The organism is Arthrobacter oryzae, assembly GCF_031454875.1.
Taxonomy (GTDB): domain Bacteria; phylum Actinomycetota; class Actinomycetes; order Actinomycetales; family Micrococcaceae; genus Arthrobacter; species Arthrobacter oryzae_D.
The window spans coordinates 1-26,822 of the sequence record NZ_JAVDRQ010000002.1; the positions used below are offsets into that span (position 1 = coordinate 1).

Here is a 26,822-nt window from a genome sequence, read left to right on the forward strand (position 1 = left end):
GTGCCCGGATCTTTAGCGTCCGGAACGCTGGTGCCCGGATCTTTAGCGTCCGGAACGCTGGTGCCCGGATCTTTAGCGTCCGGAACGCTGGTGCCCGGATCTTTAGCGTCCGGAACGCTGGTGCCTGGAATCATCGGCGCGGCCTGCCGGGTGCAAACATCGTTGTCCTGCCTTTCGCAGTGCCCTGATCCGGAAGTAGCCGGATTCAGAAAACGCTTTCTCAAAAATTAGCAAAAGGGTGTACAGCGGTCAAGAAACCGTTTACTTTGGTACAAAGCCGCTGTTGGCCCGGAGACTCCGGAAGCCCGGCAGGCGGGTTGTGCCGGACTGATCGGCAGGCCCGGGACGGCTAGAGCACTTCACACCAGCACGCCGTGGAAGGCCACGATGACCAAAGGAGACCACATGGCCGCACAGCATCACCCGGGGGCGCCGGCAGGCGTCCGTCAACCGAGGGGGAGGCAATGAGCGCTATCAGCGAGCTGTCCTCCATCAGCCGGCGCAAAGGGCCGGCCACGGCCGAGGAAAAACGCGCCAACCGCCGTGACAACAAGGCGGCCTACATCTTCCTGTTGCCATGGCTGATCGGTCTTGTGGCCATCACCGTTGGCCCCATGATCATGTCCCTCTACTTGTCCTTCACGGACTACAACCTGCTGCAGCCGCCGGAATGGGTAGGGCTGGACAACTTCACCCGCATGCTGGGAGATGCACGGCTCCACAATTCGCTCCGCGTGACCTTCACGTATGTGCTCATCGGGGTTCCGATGCAACTGGCCGTCGCGCTGCTGATTGCGCTGGTGCTGGACAAGGGCCTGCGTGGCCTTCCGTTCTACCGGTCCATTTTCTACTTGCCGTCCCTGCTCGGCGGCTCCGTTGCCGTGGCCATCCTCTGGAAGCAGATCTTCGGAACCTCCGGCCTGGTCAATCAGGTGCTTGCTATGTTCGGCATCACCGGACCGGGCTGGATCTCGGACCCGTCCACTTCCCTTGGCTCGATCATCCTGCTCCATGTCTGGACGTTCGGCAGCCCCATGATCATCTTCCTTGCAGGCCTGCGCCAGATTCCCAACATGTACTACGAGGCGGCCGAGGTTGACGGAGCCACCACACTGCAGAAGTTCTGGCGGATCACGTTGCCGATGCTGAGCCCGATCATCTTCTTCAACCTAGTCCTGCAGATCATCGGCTCGTTCCAGTCCTTCACCCAGGCGTTCATCGTCTCGGGAGGCAACGGCGGTCCGTCCGACTCCACGATGTTCTTCACGCTTTACCTCTACCAGAAGGGATTCGGCCAGTTCGACATGGGGTACGCCTCGGCGATGGCCTGGTTCCTGTTGGTGATTATCGGCGCCTTCACGGCCATCAACTTCATCGCTTCAAAGTATTGGGTGTTCTACGATGACTGAACTAAAGACCTTGCCGGCTCCGGAGAAACTGCCGTCCTCCGAAGGGAAAACCAAGGGCAAGAGCCCCAGGGGCGGCAGCAGGAAACTCGAATCCAGGGGAACTTTGGCCTTCAGCCGCGGTGCCCGGATCAAGGCCCTGGCCAAGCATGCCGTGCTGATCATCGCCGGCGGCATCATGATCTACCCGCTGCTGTGGATGGTGGTTTCGTCGCTGCGGCCCAACGACCTGATTTTCCGCGAGCCCGGACTCTGGCTGAACAGCCTGGAGATGGGCAACTACACCGATGGCTGGTCCGCGCTGACCCACCCGTTCGGCCACTACATGCTCAACTCCGCGGTGGTGGTCATCGGCTCCATCCTGGGCAACCTGATCTCCTGCTCCATGGCCGCCTATGCCTTCGCGCGGCTGCAGTTCAGTGGCAAGAAACTGTTCTTTGGCATCATGCTGCTGACTATCATGCTGCCTTTCCATGTGATTATCGTTCCGCAGTACATCCTGTTCTCGCAGATCGGCTGGGTGAACACCTTCTGGCCGCTGATTGTGCCCAAGCTGCTGGCGACGGATGCGTTCTTCGTGTTCCTCATGGTGCAGTTCATCCGCGGCATTCCGAAGGAACTGGATGAGGCCGCCCGGATCGACGGCGCCGGCCACCCGCGCATCTTCCTGCGGGTCATCCTGCCACTGATGGTTCCGGCCCTCGCCACCACCACCATCTTCACGTTCATCTGGACCTGGAACGACTTCTTCGGTGCCCTGATCTACCTGACGGATCCTGAGATGTTCACCGTTCCGGTGGCCCTGCGGGCGTTTGTGGATTCGCAGTCCGCGACCAGCTGGGGCTCGCTCTTCGCGATGTCCATCGTGTCCCTGCTGCCCGTGTTCCTGGTGTTCCTCTTCGGCCAGCGCTTCCTCATCAAGGGAATCGCGACCACGGGCATCAAGTAGGCTCCATTTTCGGTTCGGGTTCCGGGGTGGATGGGCGTTCGTCGCCCTCCGCCCTGGGCACTTGGTAACCCCGACCCCAAAATCTGGCAGGGCGAAGCTCTTGTATTACAAGTATTCTGCTTATATCCTCAGTTATGAGAAAGCGTTTTCTCAGCCGCTTTCAAGTTCAGCCAGTTTCGAAACCATTCAGCTTTCAAGATCAAAGAAGATCGGAGAATCCAGTGCCGCTATTTTCCCGCCCTGCCTCAGCCGCCGGCCGTGGCGCAGCAGGGGCAAAAGATGCTCAGTCCGGGCGGAGGCTACGCCGAACCGGCGCGGTCGCCGCAGCTGCCGCCGTCGTACTGGCCCTTAGCGCCTGCGGTGGGGGAGCCGCTCCACAGAGTGCCGACGGCAAAGTAGAACTCCGTTTCTCCTGGTGGGGAGGCGATAAGCGTGCGCAGCTGACGCAGGCCGCCATTGCTGCCTTCGAAGCCGAGAACCCGAACATCAAGATCAAGCCGGAGTTCGGCGACTGGAGCGGTTACTGGGACAAGCTGGCCACTCAGGTTGCGGCCAACGACGCCCCGGACATCATCCAGATGGACGAAAAGTACATCACGGAGTACTCCAGCCGCGGCGCCCTCCTGGATCTTTCCAAGTACGACATCGCCACGTCCAAGTTTGACGAGGCAGCCCTCAACGCCGGCAAGAACGAGGACGGCCTCACCGGAATCGCCGCCGGGATCAACGCTGCCACCATCCTGGCCAACCCGGCTGTCTTCAAGGCCGCCGGTGTTGAATTGCCTGATGACAGCACCTGGACGTGGGAAGACTTTGAACGCATCTCCGCCGAGGTTACCGCCAAGTCGCCAAAGGGTACCTACGGCGCTGCTGCCTATGGCACCGACGAAGCTTCTCTCGGTGTGTGGCTTCGGCAGAACGGCAAATCGCTGTACACCAGCGACGGAAAGCTCGGCTTCGAGCCGAACGACATCGCCGAGTGGTGGGCGTTCCTGAAGCAGCTCAGCGAGAAGAAAGCCGTACCCTCCGCCTCCGAAGTTGTTGAGGCCGAGGCCGCTCCGCTGGATCAGAGTGGTCTGGCAACGGGCAAGAACGGACTCGCTTTCTGGTGGTCCAACCAGCTGCCGGCACTGGAGAAGGCAGCTGGCGGCGAGTTGCAGATCCTGCGGTTCCCGTCCAAGACCGGTAGCTCCGCCGACGCCAGCCTTTGGTACAAGGCCTCCCAGTTCTGGTCCGCGTCTTCGCGCACCAAACACCCGGAGGAAACAGCCAAGTTCATCGACTTCCTGGCCAACAACACTAAGGCCGGCGAAGCGCTCCTGGCCGACCGCGGCGTTTACCCCAACTCCGATGTCCGGGCAGCAATCGAATCCAAGCTGACCCCCGCCGACATCAAGGTGGTCAAGTTCATTGACCAGATCAAGGGCGAACTCGGTGAGGCCCCGGCGCCGCCGCCGAAGGGCGCTGGCGCTATCCAGGAGATCGTCAAGCGCTACACCTCGGAAGTGCTCTTCGACCGGCTCTCCACCGAGGAGGCCGGCAAGAAGGCCGTTGACGAAATGAAGTCGGCCATCAGCAGCTAGAGAGGTAGCAACCGGACGGTTGGTGGTTGGACGGGCGCGGTGATGCGGCCCCGGATGCCGGCTTCGGAACGTGCCCCCCTCGGATCACAGAGAGATCCGGGTGGGGGCACTTCTGCGTCGGAACGGCAGATGTGTGCAGGCTCTAATACGCGCCCCCTGATGCTACGAGCGCCGCTGGTTGCTCTAGTTGTTCAGCATCGGAAGTTGTTGTTCCGTTGTGGTTTTTGGCGGGGGTCGATGTGGGGTGGCGGGATGAACCAGGGGACCCCGGTTCTGACGTGGATGTGCCACTGCTCTTTGTGGATCAGGTGGTGGTGATGGGAGCACAAGAGCGTGCCGTTCTCGGTGCTGGTGGGTCCGCCGTGTGACCAGTAGGTGATGTGGTGTGCTTCGCACCAGGGCGCGGGGATGGTGCAGCCGGGGAATGCGCAGCCCTGGTCGCGGGCGGTGATGGCTTTGCGGATGTGGGGCGGGAAGATCCGGGTGGTGCGGCCGATGTCGAGGATCCGTCCTTCGCTGCCGAGCAGGACGGGGATGATGTCGGCGTCGCAGGCGATCTTCCGGACCGTGGAGGCGTTGACCGGCCCGGTGAACGTGAACGACCCCGTGCCCGGGAGCATGCTTGTGCTTGTGTTTCTGGGGCTTCCGGGGCTGAGAGTGGTCTCGCTGCCATGGTCTGTGGTGTGTTCGAGCCGGTCCAGGAGGTCGCGGTAGTCGATGGTGACCATGACCTGTGGCTTCAGCCCGCCCGCCGTGGGGAGCCCGCCGGTGCTCAGGCCGGCTTTGCAGGCGCTGACCAGGCCGTCGAGGAGCCGCTGTGGCCGGGTCCGCAGGTCCAGGGCATCGTCATGGGTGCCACCTGTGTCGTCCACCGTCCGGGTGCGGGGGTTGGTGGCGGTGTTCATCACGGTCAGGAGCGGCTTGCACTGGTCCGGGGTGGCGAAGATTTCGATGTGCTGCAGGCCGCGGCGGACCTGGCGGAGGAACACGCCTTGGCGGCGGCGGAGTTCTTCCTCGGACGGTTCGGACCCGTCCTGGTCGATCCCCTCGATCCAGTGCCGGGCGACCCGGGACAACAGATCCGCATCACTGTCCACCGCCTGCCGGGTCAACTGGTGCTCCATCCGGGCCAGCGTCTCTATCGGGGCGCGGTGCCCGACCCGGTCCAACGCCAGGGTGATGATCGTCGCGGCCCGGGACCCCACAGCGGCGGCCACGACGGCGGCGGCGAGCACGGGCCGTACCGGAGGCTCGATGTGGCCGGTGATCCCGGCCCGTGGCAGCACCGCGGACGAGAGGGCGATCCGGCGGCGCGCTTCGGCAATGCTGATCCGCAACCGGGCCCGGAGGAACTCCGCCGCGTTCCGGGACCCGTCATCGGCCGGATCCGGTCCGGCAGGGTTCACCCCCGGGGGCACCACATGTCCGGCAGCGGCCGGAGTTCGGGTCCCTTCATGATCCCCGGCCGTTTCCGTGCCCCAGCCCGTGACCCACCCGACGGCCGCGCCGGAACCGGCTGATCCTGAGCCGACTACTGCTGACCGAGCTGCCGCCTGCGCCTCCCGCCGGGTCCGGTCCACCGCCCCGGCCGCAACAATCTGCAAATACTCGACGGCCCGTGAGACGTCCTCGACATTAGCCGCGAAGTCCGCAGCCTCACGGAAACTGAGCAGCGCGGCGTCCCGAACCGCCGTCGAACCCAAACCCCTGAGCAGCTCAAGGCACCGGGACAGCTCACCGGACGTCCCGCCGTCGGACGCTAAAGAAGGCGTCCCGCCGTCGGCCCCTGGACGCAGATGCTGGAGAACCGCAGGGACACTGCGCAATCCCCGGACGCGCGCCGCGGACGGTTGAACAGCAGAAGGCTGAGCGGCAGAGGCCTGAACGGCAGAAGCGGCAGCGGGCAGCGTGGCCCACCGCAACGCCACTCCTGATGCAAGATCCCCCACGGCTTCCATAAACCAAGTCTGCCGCGAGGGTGTGACATTTAAAGGGCCAGCGTTATGAGATCAACCAGTCCGGCAGGCCCTGGCCATGTGACCTGCCGCCCCGGCCAACCGCCCGCGGCCGCCCTGGCCATGTGACCTGCCGCCCCGGCCAACCAGTCCGGCAGGCCCCGGCCGCCCCGGCCGCCTCCGCCAGCCCAGCCCCCCTCGCCCCGCGTCTTAGTCCTCGACGATCACTGCCACGCCGCCGGCAGGGACCGTCCCGGCGAACCGCTCGCCCGAAAGCAACTCTGCCCCTGAAACCCGGACCGTGGCATCGGTGTGTGAGTGGTTGATGGCGAACACGAAGCTCCTGCCGTCGGCATCGCGGCGGCGCGTTAGTTCGACTCCGTGGTCGGCTTCGGCCACAGCGGCCACGCCGGATTCAGCGAGCAGGCGGTCCACGAGCGCTTCGATGCTGTCGCGGTCCGGGAACGTGGCCAGGTACCAGGCCGAACCCGCTCCCGCGGCGTGGCGGGTCAGGGCGGGAACGCCGTCGAGCGGATATTCAGTGAACGTCGCGAGGACTTCGGCGCCAGTCGCGTGCACGTGCTCGCTCCACACCGCGCCCACCCCTCCGTCGCTGGGCCCGCCGGTCAGACCGCTGAGCTTGACGGTGGACCCGGCCAGCAGCGGGTGGAATTCCTCAACACGTACCCCCAGCAGGTCACGGAACGCCCCCGGATAACCGCCGAGCCGGATGTGATCCCGTTCGTCGACGATCCCGCTGAAGTAGCTGACCAGGACAGTGGCCCCCGCCCGGGCAGCTGAAGCGATGTTGGCAGCGGCGGTGTCCGTGACGTTGTAGAGCGTGCACACCAGAATCAGGTCGTAGCCTTCGAGTGACGCTGTTGGGTGCACAAAATCAACGGAGATCCCGCGCAGGAACAGCGAGCGGTGGAAAGCCCGCAGCAGGTCCAGGTATTTGACGTCCTGGCTGGGGTGGGAATCGATTTCGCTGGCCCACCAGGCTTCGTAGTCGAACACTATGGCCGCCCGGGATTCGACCCGCGACCCGCGCACCGCGGCCAGCTTCTGAAGTGAAGCACCCAGCTCCACCACCTCGCGCCAGACTCTGGTGTCGCGACCGGCATGGGGGACCATCGCGGAGTGGAATTTTTCCGAACCGGCGAAGCTCTGCCGCCACTGGAAGAACATCACGGCGTCCGCTCCGCGTGCCACGTGGGCCAGGGAATTGCGCAGCATTTCGCCGGGCATCTTGGGTTGGTTGCGGGGCTGCCAGTTCACTGCCGACGTCGAGTGTTCCATCAGGATCCACGGGTCGCCGCCCGCCACGCCGCGCGTGAGGTCCGCGCTGAACGCCAGTTCGATCTGACGTTCCGGATCGGCGGCCACCAGGTAGTGGTCGCTGGCGATCACGTCCAAGTCCTTGGCCCAGTCGAAATAGTCCATGGACTTCGTGGCGCTGGAAACCATGAGGTTGGTGGTGGCAGGCACCCCCGGCGTCACTTCGCGCAATACCTCGAGCAAGGTCCGGTAGTAGTCCATCAGGGCCCAGGAATTGAAGCGCTGGAAGTCCAGCTGCTGGCCGGGGTTGAGCGTGGAAGGAGCCGCCCGCGGGGGGAGGATTTCCTCAAAGGATGCGTAGTGCTGGGACCAGAAGGCCGTTCCCCACGAGGCATTCAGTTCGTCGATGTTCCCGTACCGCCGCTCAAGCCACAGGCGGAATGCAGCTGCGTCCTCGTCTCCGTAAAACTCCGAAACGTGGCAGCCGAGTTCGTTGTCCACATGCCACAGCGCCAGCGCCGGATGGTCCTTGTACCGTTCTGCCAGCACCCGGGTAATGCCGGTGGCGTACCGCCGATAGACGGCCGACGACGGCGTGTAGTGCCGCCGTGAGCCCGGCCCCAGCACGGTGCCGTCAGCCAGTACCGGGAGGATTTCCGGGTGCTTGCGCACCAGCCAGGCAGGGGGAGCTGCAGTGGCGGTGGCGAGGGCCACCTTGATCCCCGACGCGGCTAGGTTGTCCAGGACATCGTCCAGCCAGCCAAAGTCATATTCGCCTTCGGACGGCTCCAGCAGCCCCCAGGAGAAGATACCCACGCTGAGGAAGGTGACGCCGGCTTCCTTCATCAGTTCCAGGTCATCCATCCGGACGCTGACCGGCCACTGTTCCGGGTTGTAGTCGCCGCCGTAGGCGATGCCTTCGAGGCTGGTCCACACCGCGGGCGGAGTGGATTTTTCCAGGGGTGACATGGGACTCCTTCGTCGTTGCTTTTGCACGGTGCCGGCAAGAATGCAGATGTTTGGAAAACGCTTGCCCAAAAGTGGGAATGAGGATATTGTATCGTTTCAGAAAGCGCGTGTAAGCCAGATCACTACTTTCGTTGTAGAGAATCACAAAGAATCGCTTACACACCCGAGCAAGGAGGCTCTTATGATCAACAGAAGGAAGTTCCTCACCACCGTGGCACTGGGCACCGCATCTGCCGCAGTGCTGGCGGCGTGTGGCTCCCCGGCTCCCGCCCAGACGGGGTCGGCGGACAATCCGGTGACCATCAATTACACCTGGTGGGGCAACGACGATCGAGCAGAGCGCACCCGCAAGGCCATCGCCCTGTTCGAGTCGAAGAACCCGGACATCAAGGTCAACGGCAACTTCACGGACTTCGCCGGCTACTGGCAGAAGCGGGCCACCGAGGCGGCCGGCGGCGGCCTGCCCGACGTCATGCAGTGGGACCTCTCGTACCTGCGGGACTACGGCCAGCGCAACCAGCTCCTGGATCTCAGCACCGTCAAGATCAACACGGACGCCTTCGACAAGTCGCTCCTGCCCTCCGGCCAGATCCGCGGCAAGACCTACGGCATTCCCACCAGCACCAACGCCTTTGCCGTCTACTACGATCCCGCGAAACTCCAGGGCCTGGGGATCGCTGAACCGGACGGCACCTGGACGTACAAGGAATATAACGCCTTCCTCGCCGAGGTTGGCGCCAAGGGCAACGGCTCCCTGTTCGGCGGCACCGACTACACCTCCGTCTGGTGGATGTTCAACATTTGGCTGCGCCAGAACAACATCCAGGCCTTCACTGATGAGGGCAAGCTTGGCTTCTCCAAGGATGACCTGAAGAAGTGGTGGAACATGACCGCCGACCTGCGCGGTACTCCCGCCCTCGTTGGCGAAGACAAGACCACCCAGCTGTTGCCGAAATCTCCGTTTGGCTCGAACGTGAGCGCCACGGAAGTCACCTGGGACAACTTCATGGCCGGCTACCTCGGGGACAGCGGTGCCAAAGAGCTCAAGCTCGTACCGGTTCCCTCCGATGACAAGGACAACCTGGGCCTGTTCCTCAAGCCCTCCATGCTCATGGTGGCCAGCGCCAAGACCAAGTACAAAGACGCCGCCGCCCGGTTCATCGACTTCATGGTCAACGATCCCGAGGTGGGCCAGATCTTCAAGACTTCCCGCGGCGTCCCGGCCTCCAAGACCCAGCGCGACGGGACCACGTTCGAAGGCACCGACAAGATCGTCGTGGACTACGAGAAGTCCATCGAGAAGTACCTCAAGGATGCTCCCGAGCCTCCCATCGTCGGCTTCGGCACCCTCGAGGCCTCCTTCAAGCGGGTCAGCTCGGACCTGAACTACGGCAAGGTAACCGTTGACGGCGCAGCTGACGCGTGGTTCAAGGAAGCCGAAGACCTCATCAAGCAGAACGCCTGAGCAGCGTATTGCCTGCCCGATATTCACAACTGACGGAATGAACTCGTGACTCAAAGCCCAACCCTGAGCAGGCGTTCGTCGTCGTCCACTCCCTCGCTGCCGCGCAAGTCGCGGCAGCGGGGAGCGGACGCCCGCGCCGGCTACACCTTCCTGCTGCCCTGGCTGCTGGGATTCATCGCCCTCACCGTGGGCCCGATGATCTCTTCGCTGTACCTGTCCTTCACCAACTACAACCTCTTCGAACCGCCCAAGTGGATCGGCCTGGACAACTACATCACCCTGTTCCAGGACGAGCGGTTCCTGCAGTCGGTGGGCGTGACCCTCAGCTACGTCATCTTTGGCACGCCGCTGAAACTGGCTGCTGCACTGGCTGTGGCCATGCTCCTCAACAGCAAGCGGAAGGGCCAGGGCTTCTACCGTTCCGCGTTCTACGCCCCGTCCCTGATCGGTGCCAGCGTCTCCATCGCCATCGTCTGGAAGGCCATGTTCGGCGACTCCGGTCCCGTGGACCAGGGACTGTCCTTCTTCGGCATCAACCTCGGCGGCTGGGTGGGCAACCCCTCCATGACCATGCCGATGATGATCCTCCTGACCGTCTGGCAGTTTCGGCGCCCCGATGGTGATCTTCCTGGCCGGCCTGAAGCAGATCCCCGCCGATCTGTACGAGGCGGCCTCGATGGACGGTGCCGGCCCGGTGCGGAAGTTCTTCAACATCACCTGGCCCATGCTGTCCCCGGTGATCTTCTTCAACCTGCTGATGGAGACCATCCACGCGTTCCAGATCTTCGCGTCGGCGTACATCATCTCCAACGGTGAAGGCGGCCCGGCGGGCTCCACCCTCTTCTACACCCTCTACCTGTACCTGCGCGGCTTCAGCGATTTCCGGATGGGCTACGCCTCGGCGATGGCCTGGCTGCTGGTGATCGTCGTCGGCATCATCACCCTGATCTTCTTCCGCACGTCCAAGTCCTGGGTCCACTACAGCGGTGATTCGAAATGACAACAATGGCAACACGCACCAAGCCGGCAGCAGAAGCGCAGGCGCCCGTGTACAACCCGAAGTCCGAGTCCGTGGGCGCCAAGCGCATCAAGAGCGCCGTTTTCCACATCGTGGCGCTGGCCCTCACGGGCGTGGTCCTCTACCCGGCCCTCTGGATGGTCGCCTCATCCTTCAAGCCGAACTCCGAGATCGGCGGCACCAACACCTCCCTGTGGTCCGACAACTTCAGCTTCGACAACTTTGTCACGGCCATGGACGGGATCGGCGGGGTGTCCACCCTGCAGTTCTTCACCAACTCCCTGATCCTGGCGATCGGCGCCGTGGTGGGCACCATCCTGTCGGCCAGCGTCTCCGCGTATGCGTTCGCACGGATCAAGTTCCCCGGCCGCAGCGTGCTGTTCGGCATGATGATCGCCACCCTGCTCCTGCCGTTCCACGTGGTGATCATCCCGCAGTACATCGTCTTCCAGCAGCTGGGCTTGGTGGACACGTACATCCCGCTGCTGATCGGCAAGTTCCTGGCAGCGGACGCGTTCTTCGTCTTCCTGATGGTCCAGTTCATGCGGAACCTCCCGGCCGAACTGGACGAGGCAGCCCGCATCGACGGCGCCGGCCACGTCCGGATCTTCACCTCCATCATGCTGCCCCTGATGAAGCCGGCGCTGATCTCGACGTCGATCTTCTCCTTCATCTGGAGCTGGAACGACTTCCTGGGACCGCTGCTCTACCTGAACACCCCGGAGAAGTACCCGCTGCCGCTGGCCCTGCGCCTCTTCGTGGACCAGACGCAGAGCTCGGACTACGGAGCCATGATCGCCATGTCCGTCCTGGCCCTGCTCCCGGTGCTCATCTTCTTCCTGGTGTTCCAGCGTTACATTGTTGAGGGCGTCTCCACCCAGGGCCTCAAGGGCTGACGGCGACGGGAACAGGACAGGAAATGAGCATCATGGACAGCACCACACCCGCATCAGGCCGTGACCACCGGATCCCGGTAAACCGCTTCGCACTGTTTTCCGAGACCCTGCTGGCCGGACTGCTGGTGCTGGTGCTGTCCATTCCGCTGGTCACCATCCCCGCCGCCTACGCCGCGGGCATCGCCCACCTTGAGCGCCATCTCTCCGGCCGGGACGATTCCGTCCGTGCCCTCTGGGGCACGTTCCGCTCAGCACTGCCGGGCAGCTGGAAGCTGGGAATCACGACGGCGGCAGCCGCCGTCGTGATTGTCCTGAACCTCCTGCTCACACTGGTGGGGCAGCTGCCCGGCCAGGCAGTGGTCCTCCCGGCCACCCTGATCCTGGCTGTTGCCGGAGCGATCCTGCTGCTGCGCACCGCAGCGGCATGGTCCGACTTTTCCGGCCGCTCCGTTGAGGCTGCAGCGGGGTCCGGCCACGCAGGGAGTGGACCCGACGCCACGGGAGCCGGTATCGCCGCGTGGCCCTCCGCCCTTGCCGCCGGCAAGGCACTGTCCCTCCGCGACTGGACAGGTTCGCTGCTCCTGGCTGCCGCCGTCTTTGCCGCCGTCGTGTTTGTGTGGATGCTGGCCGCGCTGTTCGTGGTGGTTCCCGGCACCCTGATCCTCGCCTCAGCCTCTGTCAAAATGCGCTCCACCCGCGCCTAGTTCCACCCGCGTCAAATTACAACCCCCGCAGGTCCACTTCACTATCGAGCTGAGCCAGACGTGTCTTCCGAGCGCCCCCAGTCCGCAGAGTCCCTCCAAGCCGCTGACCGTCCCCCGCGCTGGTACCACCCGCTGGCCCAGCGCAACTACCGCCTCTTCGTCGCCATCCAGCTCGCCGGGAGCACCGGAATCTGGATGCAGCGGCTGGCCCAGGACTGGCTGGTCCTGCAGCTGACGGGAAGCCCCGCAGCAGTGGGCGTGGCCGTCGCCCTCCAGTTCCTCCCCATGCTGGTGGTGGGCCCGCTCAGCGGCATCCTGGTGGACCTATACCCGAAGCGCCGCATCCTCCTCGTCTGCCAGGCGGTCACCGCGCTCCTCGCCCTGACCCTCGCCGTCCTCGATGCCGGCGGCGGGATCACCGTCTGGGCCGTGTACGCCTGCTGCGTTGCCCTGGGCATCACGTCCGCGGTGGACGGTCCGGCACGACAGGTGTTCGTCAATGAAGTGGTGGGGGACGCCGCCCTGCGCCCCGCGATCGGGCTGAACAGCGCCATCGGCCAGCTTGGCGCGATGCTGGGCCCCGCGGTCGGTGGCCTGCTGATCGCGAAGATCGGTTCGGCCGCTGCCTTCGCTGCGAATGCCCTGGTATGCCTCGCCGTGCTGGGCCTGATTGCTGCGATCCGGACGTCCCAGCTGTATCCCAGCGCGCCGCCCCTTCGCGGGCGTGGGCAGGTCCTCGCCGGCTTCCGCTACGTCCGCCACCGTCCCTCGCTCCTCCTGGTGATGCTGCTCGCGGGGCTTCTGGGCGCTTTTGGCATGAACGGCCCGGTGGTGCTCGCCGCCTTCGCTGAGAATGTGTGGCACAGCGGCGCCGCCGGGTTCGGCATGTTCAACACCTTCAGCGCCGTGGGTGCGCTGGCAGGCGCCCTGTTGGCAGCGCGGCTGCGGACCTTGGGCCGCAAGGGGATTGTGGCGAGCGCCGGGCTGTTCGGGCTGACCCAACTCGTCGCGGCATTGATGCCCACGCAGGAGCTGTTCGTGGCCATGCTGGTGCTGGTGGGCGTGATGACGCTGCTCTTCCTGACCAGCGCGGCCACCACCGTCCAGCTGGAGGCCGGCGCGGAGGTCCGCGGCCGCGTGCTGGCGCTCTACCTGCCGCTCCTGCTGGGCGGGCACGCGCTGGGCGGGCTGCTGGCCGGCTGGCTCACGGAGGAGTTCGGCGTCCGCACCGGCCTGGTGGTGACCGGAGCTCTGGGCATGCTGTCAGCAGCGGTCATCGGCCTGCTGCTTTGGCTCAATGCCCGACGTCGTGCTGCGGCTGCCTGAAGGAGCGCAGAGCCGGCAATTGAGCCCGAGAGCTGAGCCGAAATGATGCGCGCGGCCATCTTGACGTCGCGGTTTGACGAAAATGGTCGCTAAGGGTCGGCTATTCCGGCACTTTGTGGCAAACGGCGAGGGTTGCCTCCGTGAAGTTGGAGGCGGGAGGGGCCGGCTACTCCGGGCTAAAGTGCCAGGTCCCCGGGTGGACACGGTATGTGACGCGCCCATTGTGGTCGGCGGCGCCGCCGGAAGCAGCTCCCTCACCGGCGGAGGATTGGACGACGACGGCGGCATCCGGCGTCGGGCCTTCCACGGTATAGCGGCCCGCCGGCAGCACTACCACCGCGCGGACTCCGGCGGGGACCGTGCACGCGAGTTCAATACCCGCAGCGCCGCGGCGCCAGTCCGCCGAAACCATCCCGCGCTGGAGCGGGACACTCCCGCTCGCATGTTCCAGCCGGCAGACCGGCGGTTCCACAGTCACCTCGGCACCTCCGGCAGCCACCCGGATGCAGAGAAGGTGTTCGAGGATTTCCCGCACCACAGAGGCGGACCAGGCGTGTGACTGGCTGTAGTCCGTGTCCTCGTCCAGTTCCCATGCTTCCCACGTGAAGCTCGCCCCGGATTCCAGCAGCCGTGCCCAGCCGGGCTGCCCGGGGTTGGTGAGGAGGTCCAGCACCGCATCCGTCAGTCCTGCCGCAAGCAGCGCCCGCACCAGGCGGTGCACGGTCATGGGTCCCTGCCGCATCCCCAGTGCCGCCAGGCGCCGGCCATCCGGTTCCACCCACTCTGCAGGTGTGATGCCGAACGAAAGCGGGAAGGAGCTTGCATGCTGGGAGGCATGCCTGCTGGGGGAGCCGTCGGCGTGCAGCCCGTCCACCATCACGCCGTCCACGCGCAGAAGAGTGGTGATGGCGGCGGCCAGGTCAGCAGCCTGCCGGCGGTACTCCTCAGCCGGCCCGGTCCTCCCGGTCAGCTCGCACAGCCCGGCAACGGCATCCAGCACGGACACGGCCTGGGCGTTCACCGTGGTTTTCGCGGCGCACCCCATGTCGTAGCCGAACCTGCCGGGCGCCGGCCAGTCCACGATCCCGTGGAGGTACGGGCCGGAGCCGCCGCCCAGGCAGGTGACCAGTCCCGCCGTCGGGCCGTCAACAGAAATGTGGCGCAGCACGTAGCCGGCGGTGGCGCGCAGGGCGGGCAGCAGTTCCTCCACCAGAGCGGTGTCGCCGCTGACCCGGTGGTAGTCCTCCACCCATTCGGGCATCATCAGGGAGAAATCCGGGATGTCGCGTTTCCCGTCGCCGTTCGGATAGACGGCGTTGTAGCGGCCGTGATCGTCGCCGTCCGCCCAGTACCTGGTTGCCGACGCCGCGAACTCCCGCAGCGCCTGCGCCGTCAGGTTCCGCTCGCCGAACAGGGCCATGGTGGCATAGGAAATATTGACGGCGTCGCCCAAAAACTGGCCCTTTTCGCGGGTGGGAGTGTCCACAAACTGTTCCTGCACGCCAAACAGGGCGGAGTCCCGCAGCAGGGTGAACACGGCGTCCAGCACCGGATCCGAACTGCTGAAGCTGCCTTCGCGCCGGGTGCCTTCGCGCCGACTGCCTTCCCGCCAGTGGTCGGAATGCACGACGACGCCGCTTACCGCGGCGATTTCGTCCGCTTGGATCCCCGGTACCTCGAGGTAACGGAAGCCCAGGTGGACGGCCGCTTCGTAGCGTTGCGGGCCGGCGGCCTGCGTGTACGGGAAGGACATGTCCGTGTTCTGGCTGGCCGACTTGCTACGGTCAACCCGGCCGTCCGGCCCGAGGCTGTAACCTGCGCGGATCATCACGGTGCGGCCCGCCTGGCCGTCGGTGAATTCCACCACGGGCCGGGCCGGCAGCACACGCCCGAAGTCGGCCACCACAGTGCCGTCCGGAGCGGTCAGCAGCCGGTCGGCGGTGACACGAGTCCTGGCCAGGAAGGTGCGTCGGGGAAGGACGGCCGGGAAATCCGCGATCGGGTGCCTGCCGAGCGACGTCGCCTGCTCCCAGCCGGTGGGCTGCCCGGGCCGGGATTCGCCGGGCTGGGATTCGGTGTCGGTCCCGCTGGAGTCCGGGATGCGGGGCCCAACAGCTGTGCCGTCCAGGTGCTCTACCGGGTCGCCTTCATCGTTTCTGTAGCCCGACTGCCGGTAGGGCCCTTCGGCCACCTGCCAGTTCGGTCCGGTTCCAAGGACTTCCCTGCGGCCGTCGTCGTAGTCGACATGGAGCTGCGCCAGGAGTCCCGGGACGCCGGCCGCCCTGCCCTGGCCCGGCCCGTACCAGTGCACCCTCGCCGAGAGAACCAGGTGCCGTGAACCGTTCCCTCCGGGTTCGGTCTGCAGCAGCGCAGTGACGTCGGCGGCGTCGTAATAACCCTCGCCGGGGTAGCCGAACGAGGACGTCTCAAGGCAGGCTTCACCGTCGATGCTGAACAATGCCTGGTGGCTGGCCGCGGCAAACAGCCTGGCGCGGACCACCCTGCCTGAGAGCGCCAGGTCGGTGCGGGCCAGCGTCCATTCGTCGGGTTGGCGATGGGCCGTGGTGCGGTCCCACCCGGCCAGGCAGGCATGGGCGTGCTCGGTCCCGGCGTCGAACCGGTGGTTGAGGAGTTGGCGGTCAGCTGGCCGGTGATCGAAGGGTTGGTCAGGAAGCGCGGTGTCGTCTGTGCTGGCTGAGTGAGTGTGGCGATCCGCCGGAGTAGCGTCGGTGACGAGGATTGACGCGTATTCCGCCTGGCTGCGCGGACCCTGGTGGAGGGCCAGGCTTCCTCGGAACCCGGCCGGCGCGGGCTCGTCAACAGTGAAGAGCTCCACGCCGTCGAGCGTGACCGCAATGGTGCTGCCATCATCCGTTACCCTGAGGTCCTGCCAGGTGCCGGGCGCCAGGTCTTTGCCGGGCAGCCACTGCTGGCCGACCGAGGCGTTGCGTTCCAGCTGTGCGCTGGCCAGGATCTCGGTCCGCGGCACCGCCGCAGCGGGGATGTCCCACCGGGCAGCACGCCGCAGAACAACACTTCCGGCGGTATTCAGTTCCAGCAACAGGCCGGTTCCGGGACCGGTGGTGCGCAGGAGCAGCCCGGCCCATCCCATCGCCGGCCGGAGGCGCGCCGCCAGCCTGACGTGTCGGACGGGCGGGCAGGGGAGGGGCAGGTACGGCGAACCGGCAACCCGCAAGGCGCCGTCCAGGACTTCCAGCGGAGCGCGGCCGCCGGCCCGCCTGCGGATCCATTCAGCGTCCCAGTCCGGCGTATCAAGCCCTGTACTGAAGCCCTGCTGCGCAGACCATGGCCCGGCCAGTCCCACGGTGTTGTGCACCCTGACGGTCCAGCGGTAGTCGGAGTCGGCGGCGAGGTCCGGACCTCCGTAAGGAACAAAGTGCTGTTCGCCGGAGGCCACAACGCCCGAATCCCACATGAGCGTACCGTCCGCCCCGCTGAGCCGCAGCTCGTAGGCGCCCTGGTAGCAGGAGGCCGGATCACTTCCGGCCGTGCACACCAACTCCCAGCCGAAGTGCGGGCGCTTTGATGCGGTCAGGCAGGCCCCAAGCCCGTCCGTGAGAAGCGCGACGGTGGCAAGCGGTCCCGTCACCGGTCCGCAGGCACTGACGCGGCTTGGCCCGATTCGGCTGATCCGTTGGCCGGCCCGGCAGCCAAGCGGGCAGCCGCTTCCGGGGAGAGCGTGCCGTCCGCGACCCATACTGTGAAGGAACGGGTGACGGTCTCCCCGGCGGCGAGGTTCAGGGGCCTGTCCCAGGCAAGGGCTGAGCCCACTCCGGGGTAGCCGGACAACCGTACGAACCACGGATCCTGAGCCTCCTCAGGGGCTGCGAATACCAGGCTTGCCGGGCCTTCGGGGAACTCCGCCGTCCACGCCAGCCAGGGCGAGACGGAGCCGTGGACGTCGGCTTCCCCGCGCTGGCCGGCCGTGAAGACCTCGGCCGCAGAGCACGCGGGCAGCCGCCAGAAGAATCCGCCGTAGCCGCTTCCCGCGGCACCGTTGGAACCGGGGCCTCCCAGTGAGGCGTCGACGACGGCGGCCAGTTCAGTTGCGAGGTCCAGCCGCCAGGTAGTGGCGTTAACCTGCGACGTCCGGGTGGTGCGGCGCTCGCGGAGGAGTTCGCTGCCGTCCGGTGCCTGCCAGCTGAGTTCCTGCCGCACGCAGTTACCGGCATTTGACCCCGGTTCCGAAGTGGCGGAGAGCTGCACGATCCGGCCATGGTCCGGGCGTTCCTCGTAGCGTCCGCTGGCGCGGGTGTAGGTTTTACCGCCCCAGAAGTTGACGCCGTTCACATCCTGCAAGGCAAAGCCGGCGCCCAGGTGCCAGGGGTGGTCCGCCGGGAGATGGTCGGTGACGGTGACGCCGCCCAACGAACGCACCGGGTGAAGGTAGGGCCGGGGTGAGAGCCTCGCTGCGATGGCAGTTCCGTCCTGCAGGTTAGCCACCGTGGCGGCGCCGCCTGGCGCACCGGCCGTCCGTCCGCCGTCGTGCCGTCCGGCGTTGTGATGGCCGGCGCTGTGCTGGGCGCCGTCCTGCACAGTGCGGTCGTGGACGGTGAGTGAAGGCTGCTCCGCGTTGCCGGCAGCGGGCCGTGCCCACGGCAGGCCCAGCTCGCTGAACGTGGCGTGCGCCGCCGTCGCGCGCTCCAGCGCGTCCTCGATGCCGCCGATCACGGCGTGGGCGGAATCGCCGTCGCCTGCCCAGCCGATGTACTGCGCCGGGATCAGTGCCGGGGCATCGGCGGTCCGGATGGCTTCAAGCACCCGCATGAAGGCGCCGCTGTCCCCGATCGGACTGATGAGGGGCGCAGCCTGGGGTGGAGTGTCCGGCGCGTGGCGCCGGCGCAGGTGCTCCAGCAGGTTCTCGGTGAGGTCGTCCCGGCCGAAGACCTGGCTGCGTTCGCCGTCGGAACCGCTGATGGTGAGACGGTCTTCGGTGTAGTGGAACACCGCGGTCCCTTCGCTGCCCTGCAGCGTGATGTACGGTTCCACCGATTCAGTGGCGCAGAGGGTGAGGGCGCAGGTGATGGGCAGTCCCGATGTGGTGCGGACCCTGATCACGGAGGTGTCGTCCGATTCAATATCGTTGGCGCGATACAGGTCCGTTTCGACTGACGCGAGGTCATCCAGGGTGCGTGCGCCGGCGATCCTCAATGCGGTGGCGATGGCATGCGCCAGCGGATTGGTGGCCACCCCGTCCACCACGTCGATGCCGTTTAGGCTGCGCTTGCCCGCCCAGCGTGAACGCTTGTAATACGCCCGGTCGCGGACCCAGCGCCCGGTGGCGGAGATCCCCAGGAGTGTGCCGATCTCACCGGCCGCGAGCAGGTCCTCAATGGCCTGCAACGCGTGGGATCCGAGGCTCTGAAAACCGATCTGGACGCTGCGCCCGGCTTCAGCGGCGGCATCCTGCAGCCGGTTGAAATCAGCAAGGGACGCGACCGGTGGCTTCTCCAGATACAGGTCCGCGTGGGGGAGGGCGGCCAGCGCCAGGGGTGCGTGCGTCTGGATGGGCGTGGCCACGATAACGAGGTCCAGCGCCGGGGTTGCCGCCAGGAGCTCGTCAAGGTTGCTGAAGACCGCGGTCTCGAGAGGAAGGGTACCAGGTGCGGGAGGATTCGGATCCGCAACAGCCGCGAGGATAACGGCGCCGGTTGCCTGTAGGCGTTCAAGGTTGCGGAGGTGGTGTGTTCCGAAGCCGTGGACCCCGACGAGTGCCACCCTGGCGGCCGATGTGGCGGGTAGTTTGCGTTTTTCCGGGACGGGCTCGGACAGGGTGCCCATGGCTCTCCTCTTCTGTCGCGGGGACTTTTGTCCCCGGACTTCTTCTGTCCCCAAAAGCGGGGGTGACGTCGGTGTCGGTTCAGGAAATCGCCGGACCCCATCAGCCTGAGCCTGGCCCTTTTCTTCTGATATCAGCCTAGGTCGGAGGCCACGGCAGGGGTGATGGTAAGCGCTTTCCAAAATACTGGTGGCAACAGCATAACCCGGTCTGACGGAATATGTAACGATTCAAAATTTGCCTTGACCGCCGGTGCAAAAGCGTCTAAATTTTCGAGCAACCGCTTACTAAGGTGACGTGGACCACTGTGGCCCCCGTTTCTGCAACGATGGAGAGATCGGAGGCAAGGCCGTGCCGACTGGAAGCTTTAGCGCGAAAGCATATTCATTCTTCGACACCCTGCTGTGGATTGCGTGCCTGAACCTGCTCTGGATTGTGTTTTCGGTTGCGGGTCTGGGCGTGTTGGGCGTTGGTCCTGCAACCGCGGCTGCCCACATCCTTGTCCGCCGCAGGGTCCGGGGCGAGGCTGCTCCGCTGCTCCGCGCCTTCACCCGGGAATTTGGCCGCAACTTCGGCCGAGGAAACGGCCTGGCGCTGCCGGTCATGCTGGCCGGTGCGGCCCTGACCCTGAACTGGAATTACTTCTCTGCCACCGGCGACCTCCTGTCGCAGTTGATGGCTGCCGGCGTGTTCCTTGCTGCGATTTTAGTGGTCGCCGTGGTCTGCCACCTCTTCCCCATGTTTGCCCGCTATGAGCTGCCGCTCGCCCAGTACCTCGTGATGTCCTCGCGGTTTGCCCTCCGGCACCTCGCCGGCACCGCGATCCTGCTGTTCGTGACGGCGGCCGCCCTGTATGCAAGTCAGGCCCTGCCCGGGCTCATCCCGTTTTTCAGCATCGGCGCATGGCTCTACGTGACCGGCTGGCTGTGCGACCGCTTCTTCGCCGCCAATGACGAATCGGTGATGGCGGACGGCTTGGCCCGGGCAGCGGGCGGTGGCGGTGCCGCTGCCGGCGCGGGTAGCGGTGCCGGTACCAGTGCCGGTGCGGCTGATGCTTCAGGCGGTGCAGCGGGCTACGGAGCAGGAAGGCCTCCCCGGTCGACGGAATCCGTCATTGCCTGACCTGTGAGTGAAACGTATCAAAATCGGCGGCTTTAGCTCGGCCACCCATCAGGACCAGCATCAAAACTCAATAAGCCAAACCCCGAAGAAGTGGAAAAGGAAACTACCATGAACCGCAGAAAACTCAGCCTGGCGGCCGCCGTCGTGACCGCCACCGCCCTGACCCTCACGGCCTGCAGCGGGGGTGAAGCGCCGGCGGCGGACACCTCCAAGATCAGCATCATGGCGCCGTTCCTGGAGGCGCAGCCGCCGTCAGCGGACGGCGCCGTGCAGCAGAAGCTCGAGGAACTCACCGGCAAGGACGTGAACATCCACGTGGACGCCGAATGCGTCCTACGAGGACAAGATGAACATCACGCTGGCGTCGTCTGACATTCCCCAGGTCCTGGTGGTCCAGAGCAAGTCGCCCGGGTTCGTCAAGAATGCCGAGGCCGGCGCCTTCTGGGACCTCACCGACAAGCTGGACGAGTACCCCAACCTGAAGACCACCTTCCCGGAGGTTGAACGGAACGCCAGCGTCAACGGCAAGGTCTACGGCGTCTTCCGCGCCCGCAACCCGATCCGCGCGGCCGTGATGTTCCGGCAGGACTGGCTGGACAAGCTGGGCCTGAAGGCGCCCGAAACCACCGAGGATCTCTACAACGTGGCCAAGGCGTTCACTGAGCAGGATCCGGACGGCAACGGCCAGAACGATACCTGGGGCATCACGATCCCCAAGTGGGGCGCCCTGGGCTCCAACAGCCCGTACGACATCATCGAGGAGTGGTACGGCGCCGGCAACCGCTGGACCGAAAAGGACGGAAAGCTGATCCCCAGCTTCGACACGGAGGAGTTCCTCGAAGCCAACCGCTTCGTCAAGAAGATGGTGGACGAAAAGCTCATCAACCCGGACTTCGCCACCTTCGACGGGACCAAATGGAACGAGCCGTTCTTCAACGGCAAGGGCGGCATCATCGTCGACGTCGACTCCCGGGTCAGCGTCCTCATCAACCTGTTCAAGCAGGCCAACCCCAATGACTTCGAAAACAAGGTGGGCTTCGTCGGCAACCTCAAGGGCCCCGACGGCGAACTCAACGCACACCCCACCGACGGCTACTCCGGCTTCCTGGCAATTCCCAAGACCAGCGTCCGGACCGAGGCTGAGCTCAAGAACGTCCTGGAATTCCTGAACACCATGAACGGCAAGGAAGCGGCTGTGCTCCTCAATAACGGAATCGAGGGCGTGAATTTCGCCGTCGAGGACGGAAAGGCCGCCACCATCAAGCCAGAAACGGCCGAGGGCAAAGCTGTGACCACGGACATCAAGAGCTACGCGCAGCTGGGCACCAATGTCACCGGCAACAACTACTACCCCGTCAAGCAGGCCTCCGACTACGAGCAGGAAGTCTTCGACAAGCGCGTTGAGGTCATGGCTGAGGACCTGAAGAGTGCCGTCTACAACCCGGCTGCCGCCTTCGTCTCACCCACCTACGTGGCCAAGGGCGCTCAGCTGGACAACATCGTTGCCGATGCGCGGATCAAGTACCTGGCCGGCCAGATCGATGAAAAGGGGCTGAAGGATGCCATCAGCCTCTGGAAGACCAGCGGCGGCGACAAGGTCCAGGAAGAGATCAACAAGCTCTGGCAGGACAGCAAGTGACAATGTCCACCGTTGACGTCAAAGCCCCGGAGCAGGCGCCGCCAGCCGCGCCTGCCCCGGGGCGGCGACGCAGCTTCGCCGTCCACTTCGCCCATTACAAGTGGCTCTATTTGCTGCTGCTGCCGGGCGTCGTCTACTTTGCGGTGTTCCGGTACGCCCCCATGTACGGCGTCAGCATCGCGTTCAAGGACTATGTCCCGTTCCTGGGCGTCAACGGCAGCCCCTGGGTGGGTTTCCAGCATTTCCAGGACTTCTTCAGCAACCCTGATTTCGGGCGCCTGCTCGGCAACACCCTGGTCCTTGCCTTCCTGAACCTGGGGATCGCGTTCCCGCTGACCATCGTCCTGGCGCTGTTGCTGAACGAGGTCCGCCTGTCGATTCTCAAACGCACCGTCCAGACGCTCGTCTACATCCCGCACTTCCTGTCCTGGACCATCGTCGCGTCGCTGAGCTTCCTGCTGTTCGCCCTGGACTTCGGGCCGCTGTTCCTGTTCATCAACTCGCTGCTGGGCACGGACATCGACTTCCTCTCCGACCCCGCCTGGTTCCGCCCACTCATTGTCCTCCAGGAAATCTGGAAGAACACCGGCTGGGGGACCATCATCTTCCTGGCCGCCCTTGCCACCGTGGACCAGGACCAGTACGAGGCCGCGATCATCGACGGCGCCGGACGCTTCCGCCGGGTCTGGCACATCACGCTGCCGGGCATCCGCTCCACCATCATCGTGATGCTGATCCTGGCGATCGGGCAGATGCTGAACACCGGCTTCGAACAGATCTACCTCATGACCAACGCCCTGAACCGCAGCGTCGCCGATGTCTTCGACACCTATGTGTACTTCGTGGGCATCACCCAGGGCGCCTACAGCTACTCCACCGCCGTCGGACTGTTCAAGTCCCTCGTGGGCATCGTGCTGATCTTCGGCACCAACTGGCTGGCCAAGCGATTCAACCAGAGCGGACTGTTCTAATGAAGATTCATAACACCACCGGCGGACGGATCTTTGATGCCGCCAACTACGTCTTCCTGGCCCTGATCGGCTTCCTGACGCTGCTGCCTTTCATTTATGTGTTTGCCGGCTCCTTCGCCACCGAAGCCGAGATCACCCGGCGGGCCTTCTTCGTCTGGCCGGAACAGTTCAGCCTGGCATCCTACGAGTACATCTTCTCCACGCCCGCGTTCATCCGGGCTCTGGTCACCACGGTGCTGGTCACCGTCGTGGGCACGGTGGTCCAGCTGATCCTGACCGTCACCATGGCCTACCCGCTGGCGAAGCGGAACCTCCGCGGCCGCCAGCTGATCCTGTCCCTGGTGGTCTTCGCCATGGTGTTCTCCGGCGGCATGATCCCCACGTTCCTGCTGATCAAGGACCTCGGTCTCCTCAACAGCTACTGGGCGCTGATCCTGCCGGCTGCGATCAACCCGTTCAGCCTGATCATCGTCAAGAACTTTTTCCAGGAACTCCCCGCGGAGCTGGAAGAGTCCGCCAAGATGGACGGTGCCACCGAGGTCGGGATCCTCTGGCGGATCCTGCTGCCGCTGTCCAAGCCGGTGCTGGCCACGTTCGCGCTGTTCTACGCCGTCGGAATCTGGAATGACTTCATGTCACCGCTGCTCTACCTGAGTGACAACTCCAAATGGACCCTGCAGATGTACCTGCGCCAGGTCACCGCGTCCAGCGACCTCCTCGGCACGGGCAACGTGGACCCGAACTACATACCGCCGGAACAGGGCATCAAGTTCGCCGTGATTGTGGTGGCCACCCTGCCCATCCTGATCTTCTACCCGTTCCTGCAGAAGCACTTCGCCAAGGGAATGCTGATCGGCTCCGTCAAGGGCTGAGCAGTGTTGCCGTCACCCCAATCCGCCACCCGACCGATAGGCCGAAGATGAAGATCCTCCTGGCCGGCGACTCGACCGTCGCCACTTGCCCCACCCACGAGTACCCGATGAGCGGCTGGGGCGCGCACCTTGCCCCGCACGTCTACACGTGGGGATCAGTCCACAACTTCGCCAAGGGCGGTGCCAGCACGGAGTCCTTCCGGTCCGAGCACCTGTGGGATGCCCTGCTGGAAGTGGCCGGCAAGGGCGACCTCGTGCTGATCCAGTTCGGCCACAACGACCAGAAACGCCCCCACCTGGCAGCCAGGACCGGCTACGCGGGCAACCTGCGGACAATGGTTGCCGAGGTGGCTGCCAGGGGTGCGGCGCCGGTGCTGTGCACCTCCGTGGAGCGGCGGCATTTCCTTCCCGGTGCCGCTCCCGGGGCCGGCGCCGGTGCCGCTACCGGTGACGCGCCGCCGTCGGGCGGTGTCCTGGAACGGAGCCTGGAGGATTATCCGGAGGTGGTGCGGGAGCTCGCGGCGGAGCTTCACGTCCCGCTGATCGACCTCAACAGCTGGACGCGCAGCCTCTACCTGCGGCTCGGGGTCGAGGCATCCAAATCCCTGTTCTGCCACTTTGGTCCGGGGGACCACGCCCACTGGGCTGGCGGACTCGCCGACAACACGCACTTCCACGTGGACGGTGCCCGGCTGGTTGCCGAGTACGTCTCATCACAGCTGACATTGCTTGGCCGCCTCGGGGGCCCGGAGGAAATCCGCGGGCACTCAACGACGGCGTCCGCGCGATGAGTATGCCAGGCGAGAACGCCGCCGGTCTGCTGTACAGCAACGCGCTCACCGGTCCGGAGGATGTGGCGGACTGGATTGCCGAGGGACCGGTTAGCCTGGCGAGGCATCCCGAAACGGACGACGACGGCGGGACGGCACCTCGCGCCGGCCTGGTGCCCGGGGCGCTGCTGCTGTCCGGGTCAAGGAACGCGGATGAGTTCGGCGACCACGCCCACTGGACGTTCTGGTGCCCGGTGGAGTTCCCGGACCGCGTCAGGATCAGCTGGGAGTTCCTCCCTGTCGCGGAGCCGGGGCTGGCCATGGTGTTCTTTTCAGCAACGGGCCACGGCGGGGGGGACCTGTTTTCGGGCGGCCTGGCACCGCGCACGGGTTACTACCCGCAGTACCACTCAGGCGACATCGATGCCCTGCACGTCTCGTACTTCCGGCACAAGCATGCGGAGGAGCGGGCCTTCCGGACCTGCAACCTGCGCAAGAGCGCCGGCTTTGAGCTGGTGGCACAGGCGGCGGACCCGCTGCCGCCCACGGAGGATGCACTGGACTTCTACCGGATGGAACTCATCAAGGACGGCCCCGATGTGGCCTTCTCCATCAACGGACTGCCCGTGCTCTCGTGGCGGGATCAGGGCGGGAGTGTGCTGGGCGGCGGCTATCTCGGCTTCCGGCAGATGGCCCCGCTGGCGGCTGCCTACCGGAACCTGGCAGTGCGGCCGCTGTAGGCCCCATGAAAGCGGAAAGCGCGAACGGGCACTTGTGGCCGCGTACACCCTCGCCAACGGCGCGTGGCTCGGGGCGGACGTTTCCCGGCCATGGAGGTTCCTGATCTCCTGATCGGCGATGTGCGCGAGTTCTTCCGCGGCCTCCGGTGAGGCCTAGTGCGCGGAAGCCCCTGCAGTGCTCTGCCGTACCACCAGTTCGGGGGTGAAGATCACCGCGCGGTGGTGGGGCCGCAGGGAGGTGGGTCCCATGGCATCCAGTTCCTCGGCCAGCAGTTCGATGGCGGTCCGGCCCAGCGCTTCGGTGGGCTGGCGGATGGATGACAGCGGCACCACGGCGGACACGGCAAAGTCGATGTCGTCGTAGCCGATCAATGCGATGTCTTCCGGAATGCGCAGTGTGTGCATCATGGCCAGGGACTGCATGACGCCAAGCGCCAGCAGGTCGTTGGCACAGAACACGCCGTCCGGAAGCTCGTCGGCGCTGCGGCGGACCAGCTGGTCGCCAACGCCGCGGCCAGCCAGCACCGTCTGCCCGGCGGAATCCAGTACTTCCAGCGAAGCCCCCGGAACTTCGGCGACGGCGCGTTGCGCCCCCTGGAGGCGGTCCGCCACCTGGCGTATCGACGTCGGGCCCCCCACGAAGGCCAGCCGACGGCGGCCGAGGTCAAGCAGGTGCCGCGCCGCAAGGTAACCGCCGGCGTCGTCGTCAACGGAGACGGAACTGTACTTCGCATCATCCGCCAGCCGGTCCACCAGGACGGTGGGCACCCCGCGTTCGCGCAGCTGGTCCAAACGCTCGGTGACATCGCCCACCGGCGAGATGAGCAGGCCCTGGACCCGCTGCTCCTGGAAGAGGTCGATGTAGTTCGATTCGCGGCTGGCATCGTGCCCGCTGTCGCCGAGCAGGACGGCGCTGCCCTGCAGGGCGGCGGCATCCTCGGCGGCGCGGACCACGGAAGTGAAGAAGGGGTTGCCCACGTCGAGGACGATCAGGCCGATGGTGCGGCTGTGCCCTGCCCGGAGCTGGCGGGCCGCGTCGTTGCGGATAAAGCCGAGCTCGTCGATGGCCTGGAGCACCCGGTCCTTGGTCCGTTGCGAAACCCGGTCCGGATAGTTCAGGACATTGGAAACTGTCCCCACTGCCACGCGGGCATGGTTCGCAACATCCTTGATGCTGGCTGACCGTGACATCTTTCTCCAAGCTCTCTCATGCGGGGGCGGCGTAGAACCGCCTGGACCGGGCCCCTGACCAATTGTCCTTGCCAAGCCGCCGTTCGCGGGTGACGAAACGGCCCAGCCGGCGGATAAAAGGTTTTCATCCGCCGATAATTGCTTGACACCCACTCGATTTCAAGAGTA

General features: G+C 65.3%; 20 protein-coding genes and 1 pseudogene. 16 read left to right on the forward strand and 5 right to left on the reverse strand.

Annotated features, from left to right (window positions below; translation table 11 throughout):
• From J2805_RS03220 to J2805_RS03235, 4 genes are all read left to right on the forward strand, one after another.
• The coding region (locus J2805_RS03220; RefSeq protein WP_309969138.1) for a hypothetical protein at window positions 1-231 on the forward strand (231 nt) is incomplete at its 5' end.
• Between the two features lie 233 nt (window positions 232-464).
• On the forward strand, window positions 465-1,409 hold the full coding sequence (locus J2805_RS03225; RefSeq protein WP_309969141.1) for a carbohydrate ABC transporter permease: 945 nt from the start codon (window positions 465-467) through the stop codon (window positions 1,407-1,409).
• Window positions 1,402-2,355 carry a carbohydrate ABC transporter permease gene (locus tag J2805_RS03230; RefSeq protein WP_309969144.1) on the forward strand — a complete coding sequence of 318 codons (954 nt, stop codon included), beginning with the start codon at window positions 1,402-1,404 and terminating at the stop codon, window positions 2,353-2,355. The genes J2805_RS03225 and J2805_RS03230 overlap by 8 nt, the downstream gene beginning before the upstream one ends.
• A 221-nt stretch (window positions 2,356-2,576) precedes the next feature.
• Complete coding sequence (locus tag J2805_RS03235; protein ID WP_309969148.1) at window positions 2,577-3,938, forward strand: ABC transporter substrate-binding protein; 1,362 nt, start codon at window positions 2,577-2,579, stop codon at window positions 3,936-3,938.
• 191 nt (window positions 3,939-4,129) lie between these two features.
• Here J2805_RS03235 and J2805_RS03240 read toward each other — a convergent pair whose 3' ends face one another.
• Complete coding sequence (locus J2805_RS03240) at window positions 4,130-5,896, reverse strand: HNH endonuclease signature motif containing protein (protein WP_309969150.1); 1,767 nt, start codon at window positions 5,894-5,896, stop codon at window positions 4,130-4,132.
• A gap of 207 nt (window positions 5,897-6,103) precedes the next feature.
• A complete protein-coding gene (locus tag J2805_RS03245) occupies window positions 6,104-8,140 on the reverse strand; it encodes a beta-galactosidase (RefSeq protein WP_309969153.1) in 2,037 nt (678 codons plus the stop codon).
• Window positions 8,141-8,321: 181 nt separating this feature from the next.
• Between J2805_RS03245 and J2805_RS03250 the strand changes: the two genes are divergently transcribed.
• The 5 genes and pseudogenes from J2805_RS03250 to J2805_RS03270 all read left to right on the forward strand — a co-directional run bounded on the left by J2805_RS03250 (window position 8,322) and on the right by J2805_RS03270 (window position 13,549).
• Window positions 8,322-9,605: an ABC transporter substrate-binding protein gene (locus J2805_RS03250; RefSeq protein ID WP_309969156.1), complete on the forward strand. Its 1,284-nt coding sequence runs from the start codon at window positions 8,322-8,324 to the stop codon at window positions 9,603-9,605.
• 45 nt (window positions 9,606-9,650) lie between these two features.
• Window positions 9,651-10,605: pseudogene (locus J2805_RS03255) on the forward strand (carbohydrate ABC transporter permease).
• Window positions 10,602-11,519, forward strand: coding sequence for a carbohydrate ABC transporter permease (locus tag J2805_RS03260; protein ID WP_309969159.1), 918 nt, complete (start codon window positions 10,602-10,604; stop codon window positions 11,517-11,519). The pseudogene J2805_RS03255 and the gene J2805_RS03260 overlap by 4 nt, the downstream one beginning before the upstream one ends.
• A 23-nt stretch (window positions 11,520-11,542) precedes the next feature.
• Complete coding sequence (locus J2805_RS03265) at window positions 11,543-12,223, forward strand: Poxvirus protein I5 (RefSeq protein ID WP_309969163.1); 681 nt, start codon at window positions 11,543-11,545, stop codon at window positions 12,221-12,223.
• Window positions 12,224-12,283: 60 nt separating this feature from the next.
• Entirely contained in the window at window positions 12,284-13,549 is a 1,266-nt protein-coding gene (locus tag J2805_RS03270) for an MFS transporter (RefSeq protein ID WP_309969166.1), read from the forward strand.
• A 166-nt stretch (window positions 13,550-13,715) separates the two neighbouring features.
• On the opposite strand, the gene J2805_RS03275 is transcribed toward J2805_RS03270, so the two are convergent.
• The gene (locus J2805_RS03275; RefSeq protein WP_309969168.1) at window positions 13,716-17,159 is read right to left on the reverse strand and encodes a family 78 glycoside hydrolase catalytic domain; all 3,444 of its coding nucleotides are present in this window, start codon (window positions 17,157-17,159) and stop codon (window positions 13,716-13,718) included.
• A complete protein-coding gene (locus J2805_RS03280) occupies window positions 17,156-19,351 on the reverse strand; it encodes a DUF6807 family protein (protein ID WP_309969171.1) in 2,196 nt (731 codons plus the stop codon). The genes J2805_RS03275 and J2805_RS03280 overlap by 4 nt, the downstream gene beginning before the upstream one ends.
• A 349-nt stretch (window positions 19,352-19,700) precedes the next feature.
• On the opposite strand from J2805_RS03280, the gene J2805_RS03285 reads away from it, so the two are divergent.
• The 7 genes from J2805_RS03285 to J2805_RS03315 all read left to right on the forward strand — a co-directional run bounded on the left by J2805_RS03285 (window position 19,701) and on the right by J2805_RS03315 (window position 25,463).
• On the forward strand, window positions 19,701-20,471 hold the full coding sequence (locus tag J2805_RS03285; protein ID WP_309969173.1) for a YesL family protein: 771 nt from the start codon (window positions 19,701-19,703) through the stop codon (window positions 20,469-20,471).
• A 108-nt stretch (window positions 20,472-20,579) separates the two neighbouring features.
• The gene (locus J2805_RS03290; protein WP_309969176.1) at window positions 20,580-20,843 is read left to right on the forward strand and encodes a hypothetical protein; all 264 of its coding nucleotides are present in this window, start codon (window positions 20,580-20,582) and stop codon (window positions 20,841-20,843) included.
• The gene (locus J2805_RS03295; RefSeq protein ID WP_309969179.1) at window positions 20,818-22,110 is read left to right on the forward strand and encodes an extracellular solute-binding protein; all 1,293 of its coding nucleotides are present in this window, start codon (window positions 20,818-20,820) and stop codon (window positions 22,108-22,110) included. Before J2805_RS03290 ends, J2805_RS03295 begins: the two co-directional genes overlap by 26 nt.
• Window positions 22,111-22,112: 2 nt before the next feature.
• On the forward strand, window positions 22,113-23,081 hold the full coding sequence (locus J2805_RS03300) for an ABC transporter permease (protein WP_309969182.1): 969 nt from the start codon (window positions 22,113-22,115) through the stop codon (window positions 23,079-23,081).
• On the forward strand, window positions 23,081-23,953 hold the full coding sequence (locus J2805_RS03305) for a carbohydrate ABC transporter permease (protein WP_309969185.1): 873 nt from the start codon (window positions 23,081-23,083) through the stop codon (window positions 23,951-23,953). Before J2805_RS03300 ends, J2805_RS03305 begins: the two co-directional genes overlap by 1 nt.
• 47 nt (window positions 23,954-24,000) lie before the next feature.
• A complete protein-coding gene (locus tag J2805_RS03310; protein WP_309969187.1) occupies window positions 24,001-24,744 on the forward strand; it encodes a rhamnogalacturonan acetylesterase in 744 nt (247 codons plus the stop codon).
• Entirely contained in the window at window positions 24,741-25,463 is a 723-nt protein-coding gene (locus J2805_RS03315; RefSeq protein ID WP_309969189.1) for a DUF1961 family protein, read from the forward strand. Before J2805_RS03310 ends, J2805_RS03315 begins: the two co-directional genes overlap by 4 nt.
• Before the next feature lie 153 nt (window positions 25,464-25,616).
• On the opposite strand, the gene J2805_RS03320 is transcribed toward J2805_RS03315, so the two are convergent.
• On the reverse strand, window positions 25,617-26,654 hold the full coding sequence (locus J2805_RS03320) for a LacI family DNA-binding transcriptional regulator (RefSeq protein WP_309969192.1): 1,038 nt from the start codon (window positions 26,652-26,654) through the stop codon (window positions 25,617-25,619).
• Window positions 26,655-26,822: the final 168 nt, after the last annotated feature.

What these genes read in the sequence shown, in the direction of transcription:
- J2805_RS03310 (WP_309969187.1), top strand. Translation starts at nt 24,001, where the DNA reads ATGAAGATCCTCCTGGCCGGCGACTCGACCGTCGCCACTTGCCCCACC.
- J2805_RS03225 (WP_309969141.1), top strand. Translation starts at nt 465, where the DNA reads ATGAGCGCTATCAGCGAGCTGTCCTCCATCAGCCGGCGCAAAGGGCCG.
- J2805_RS03260 (WP_309969159.1), top strand. Translation starts at nt 10,602, where the DNA reads ATGACAACAATGGCAACACGCACCAAGCCGGCAGCAGAAGCGCAGGCG.
- J2805_RS03250 (WP_309969156.1), top strand. Translation starts at nt 8,322, where the DNA reads ATGATCAACAGAAGGAAGTTCCTCACCACCGTGGCACTGGGCACCGCA.
- J2805_RS03230 (WP_309969144.1), top strand. Translation starts at nt 1,402, where the DNA reads ATGACTGAACTAAAGACCTTGCCGGCTCCGGAGAAACTGCCGTCCTCC.
- J2805_RS03280 (WP_309969171.1), bottom strand. Translation starts at nt 19,351, where the DNA reads ATGGGCACCCTGTCCGAGCCCGTCCCGGAAAAACGCAAACTACCCGCC.
- J2805_RS03295 (WP_309969179.1), top strand. Translation starts at nt 20,818, where the DNA reads ATGAACATCACGCTGGCGTCGTCTGACATTCCCCAGGTCCTGGTGGTC.
- J2805_RS03300 (WP_309969182.1), top strand. Translation starts at nt 22,113, where the DNA reads ATGTCCACCGTTGACGTCAAAGCCCCGGAGCAGGCGCCGCCAGCCGCG.
- J2805_RS03265 (WP_309969163.1), top strand. Translation starts at nt 11,543, where the DNA reads ATGAGCATCATGGACAGCACCACACCCGCATCAGGCCGTGACCACCGG.
- J2805_RS03315 (WP_309969189.1), top strand. Translation starts at nt 24,741, where the DNA reads ATGAGTATGCCAGGCGAGAACGCCGCCGGTCTGCTGTACAGCAACGCG.
- J2805_RS03245 (WP_309969153.1), bottom strand. Translation starts at nt 8,140, where the DNA reads ATGTCACCCCTGGAAAAATCCACTCCGCCCGCGGTGTGGACCAGCCTC.
- J2805_RS03305 (WP_309969185.1), top strand. Translation starts at nt 23,081, where the DNA reads ATGAAGATTCATAACACCACCGGCGGACGGATCTTTGATGCCGCCAAC.
- J2805_RS03290 (WP_309969176.1), top strand. Translation starts at nt 20,580, where the DNA reads ATGAACCGCAGAAAACTCAGCCTGGCGGCCGCCGTCGTGACCGCCACC.
- J2805_RS03320 (WP_309969192.1), bottom strand. Translation starts at nt 26,654, where the DNA reads ATGTCACGGTCAGCCAGCATCAAGGATGTTGCGAACCATGCCCGCGTG.
- J2805_RS03240 (WP_309969150.1), bottom strand. Translation starts at nt 5,896, where the DNA reads ATGGAAGCCGTGGGGGATCTTGCATCAGGAGTGGCGTTGCGGTGGGCC.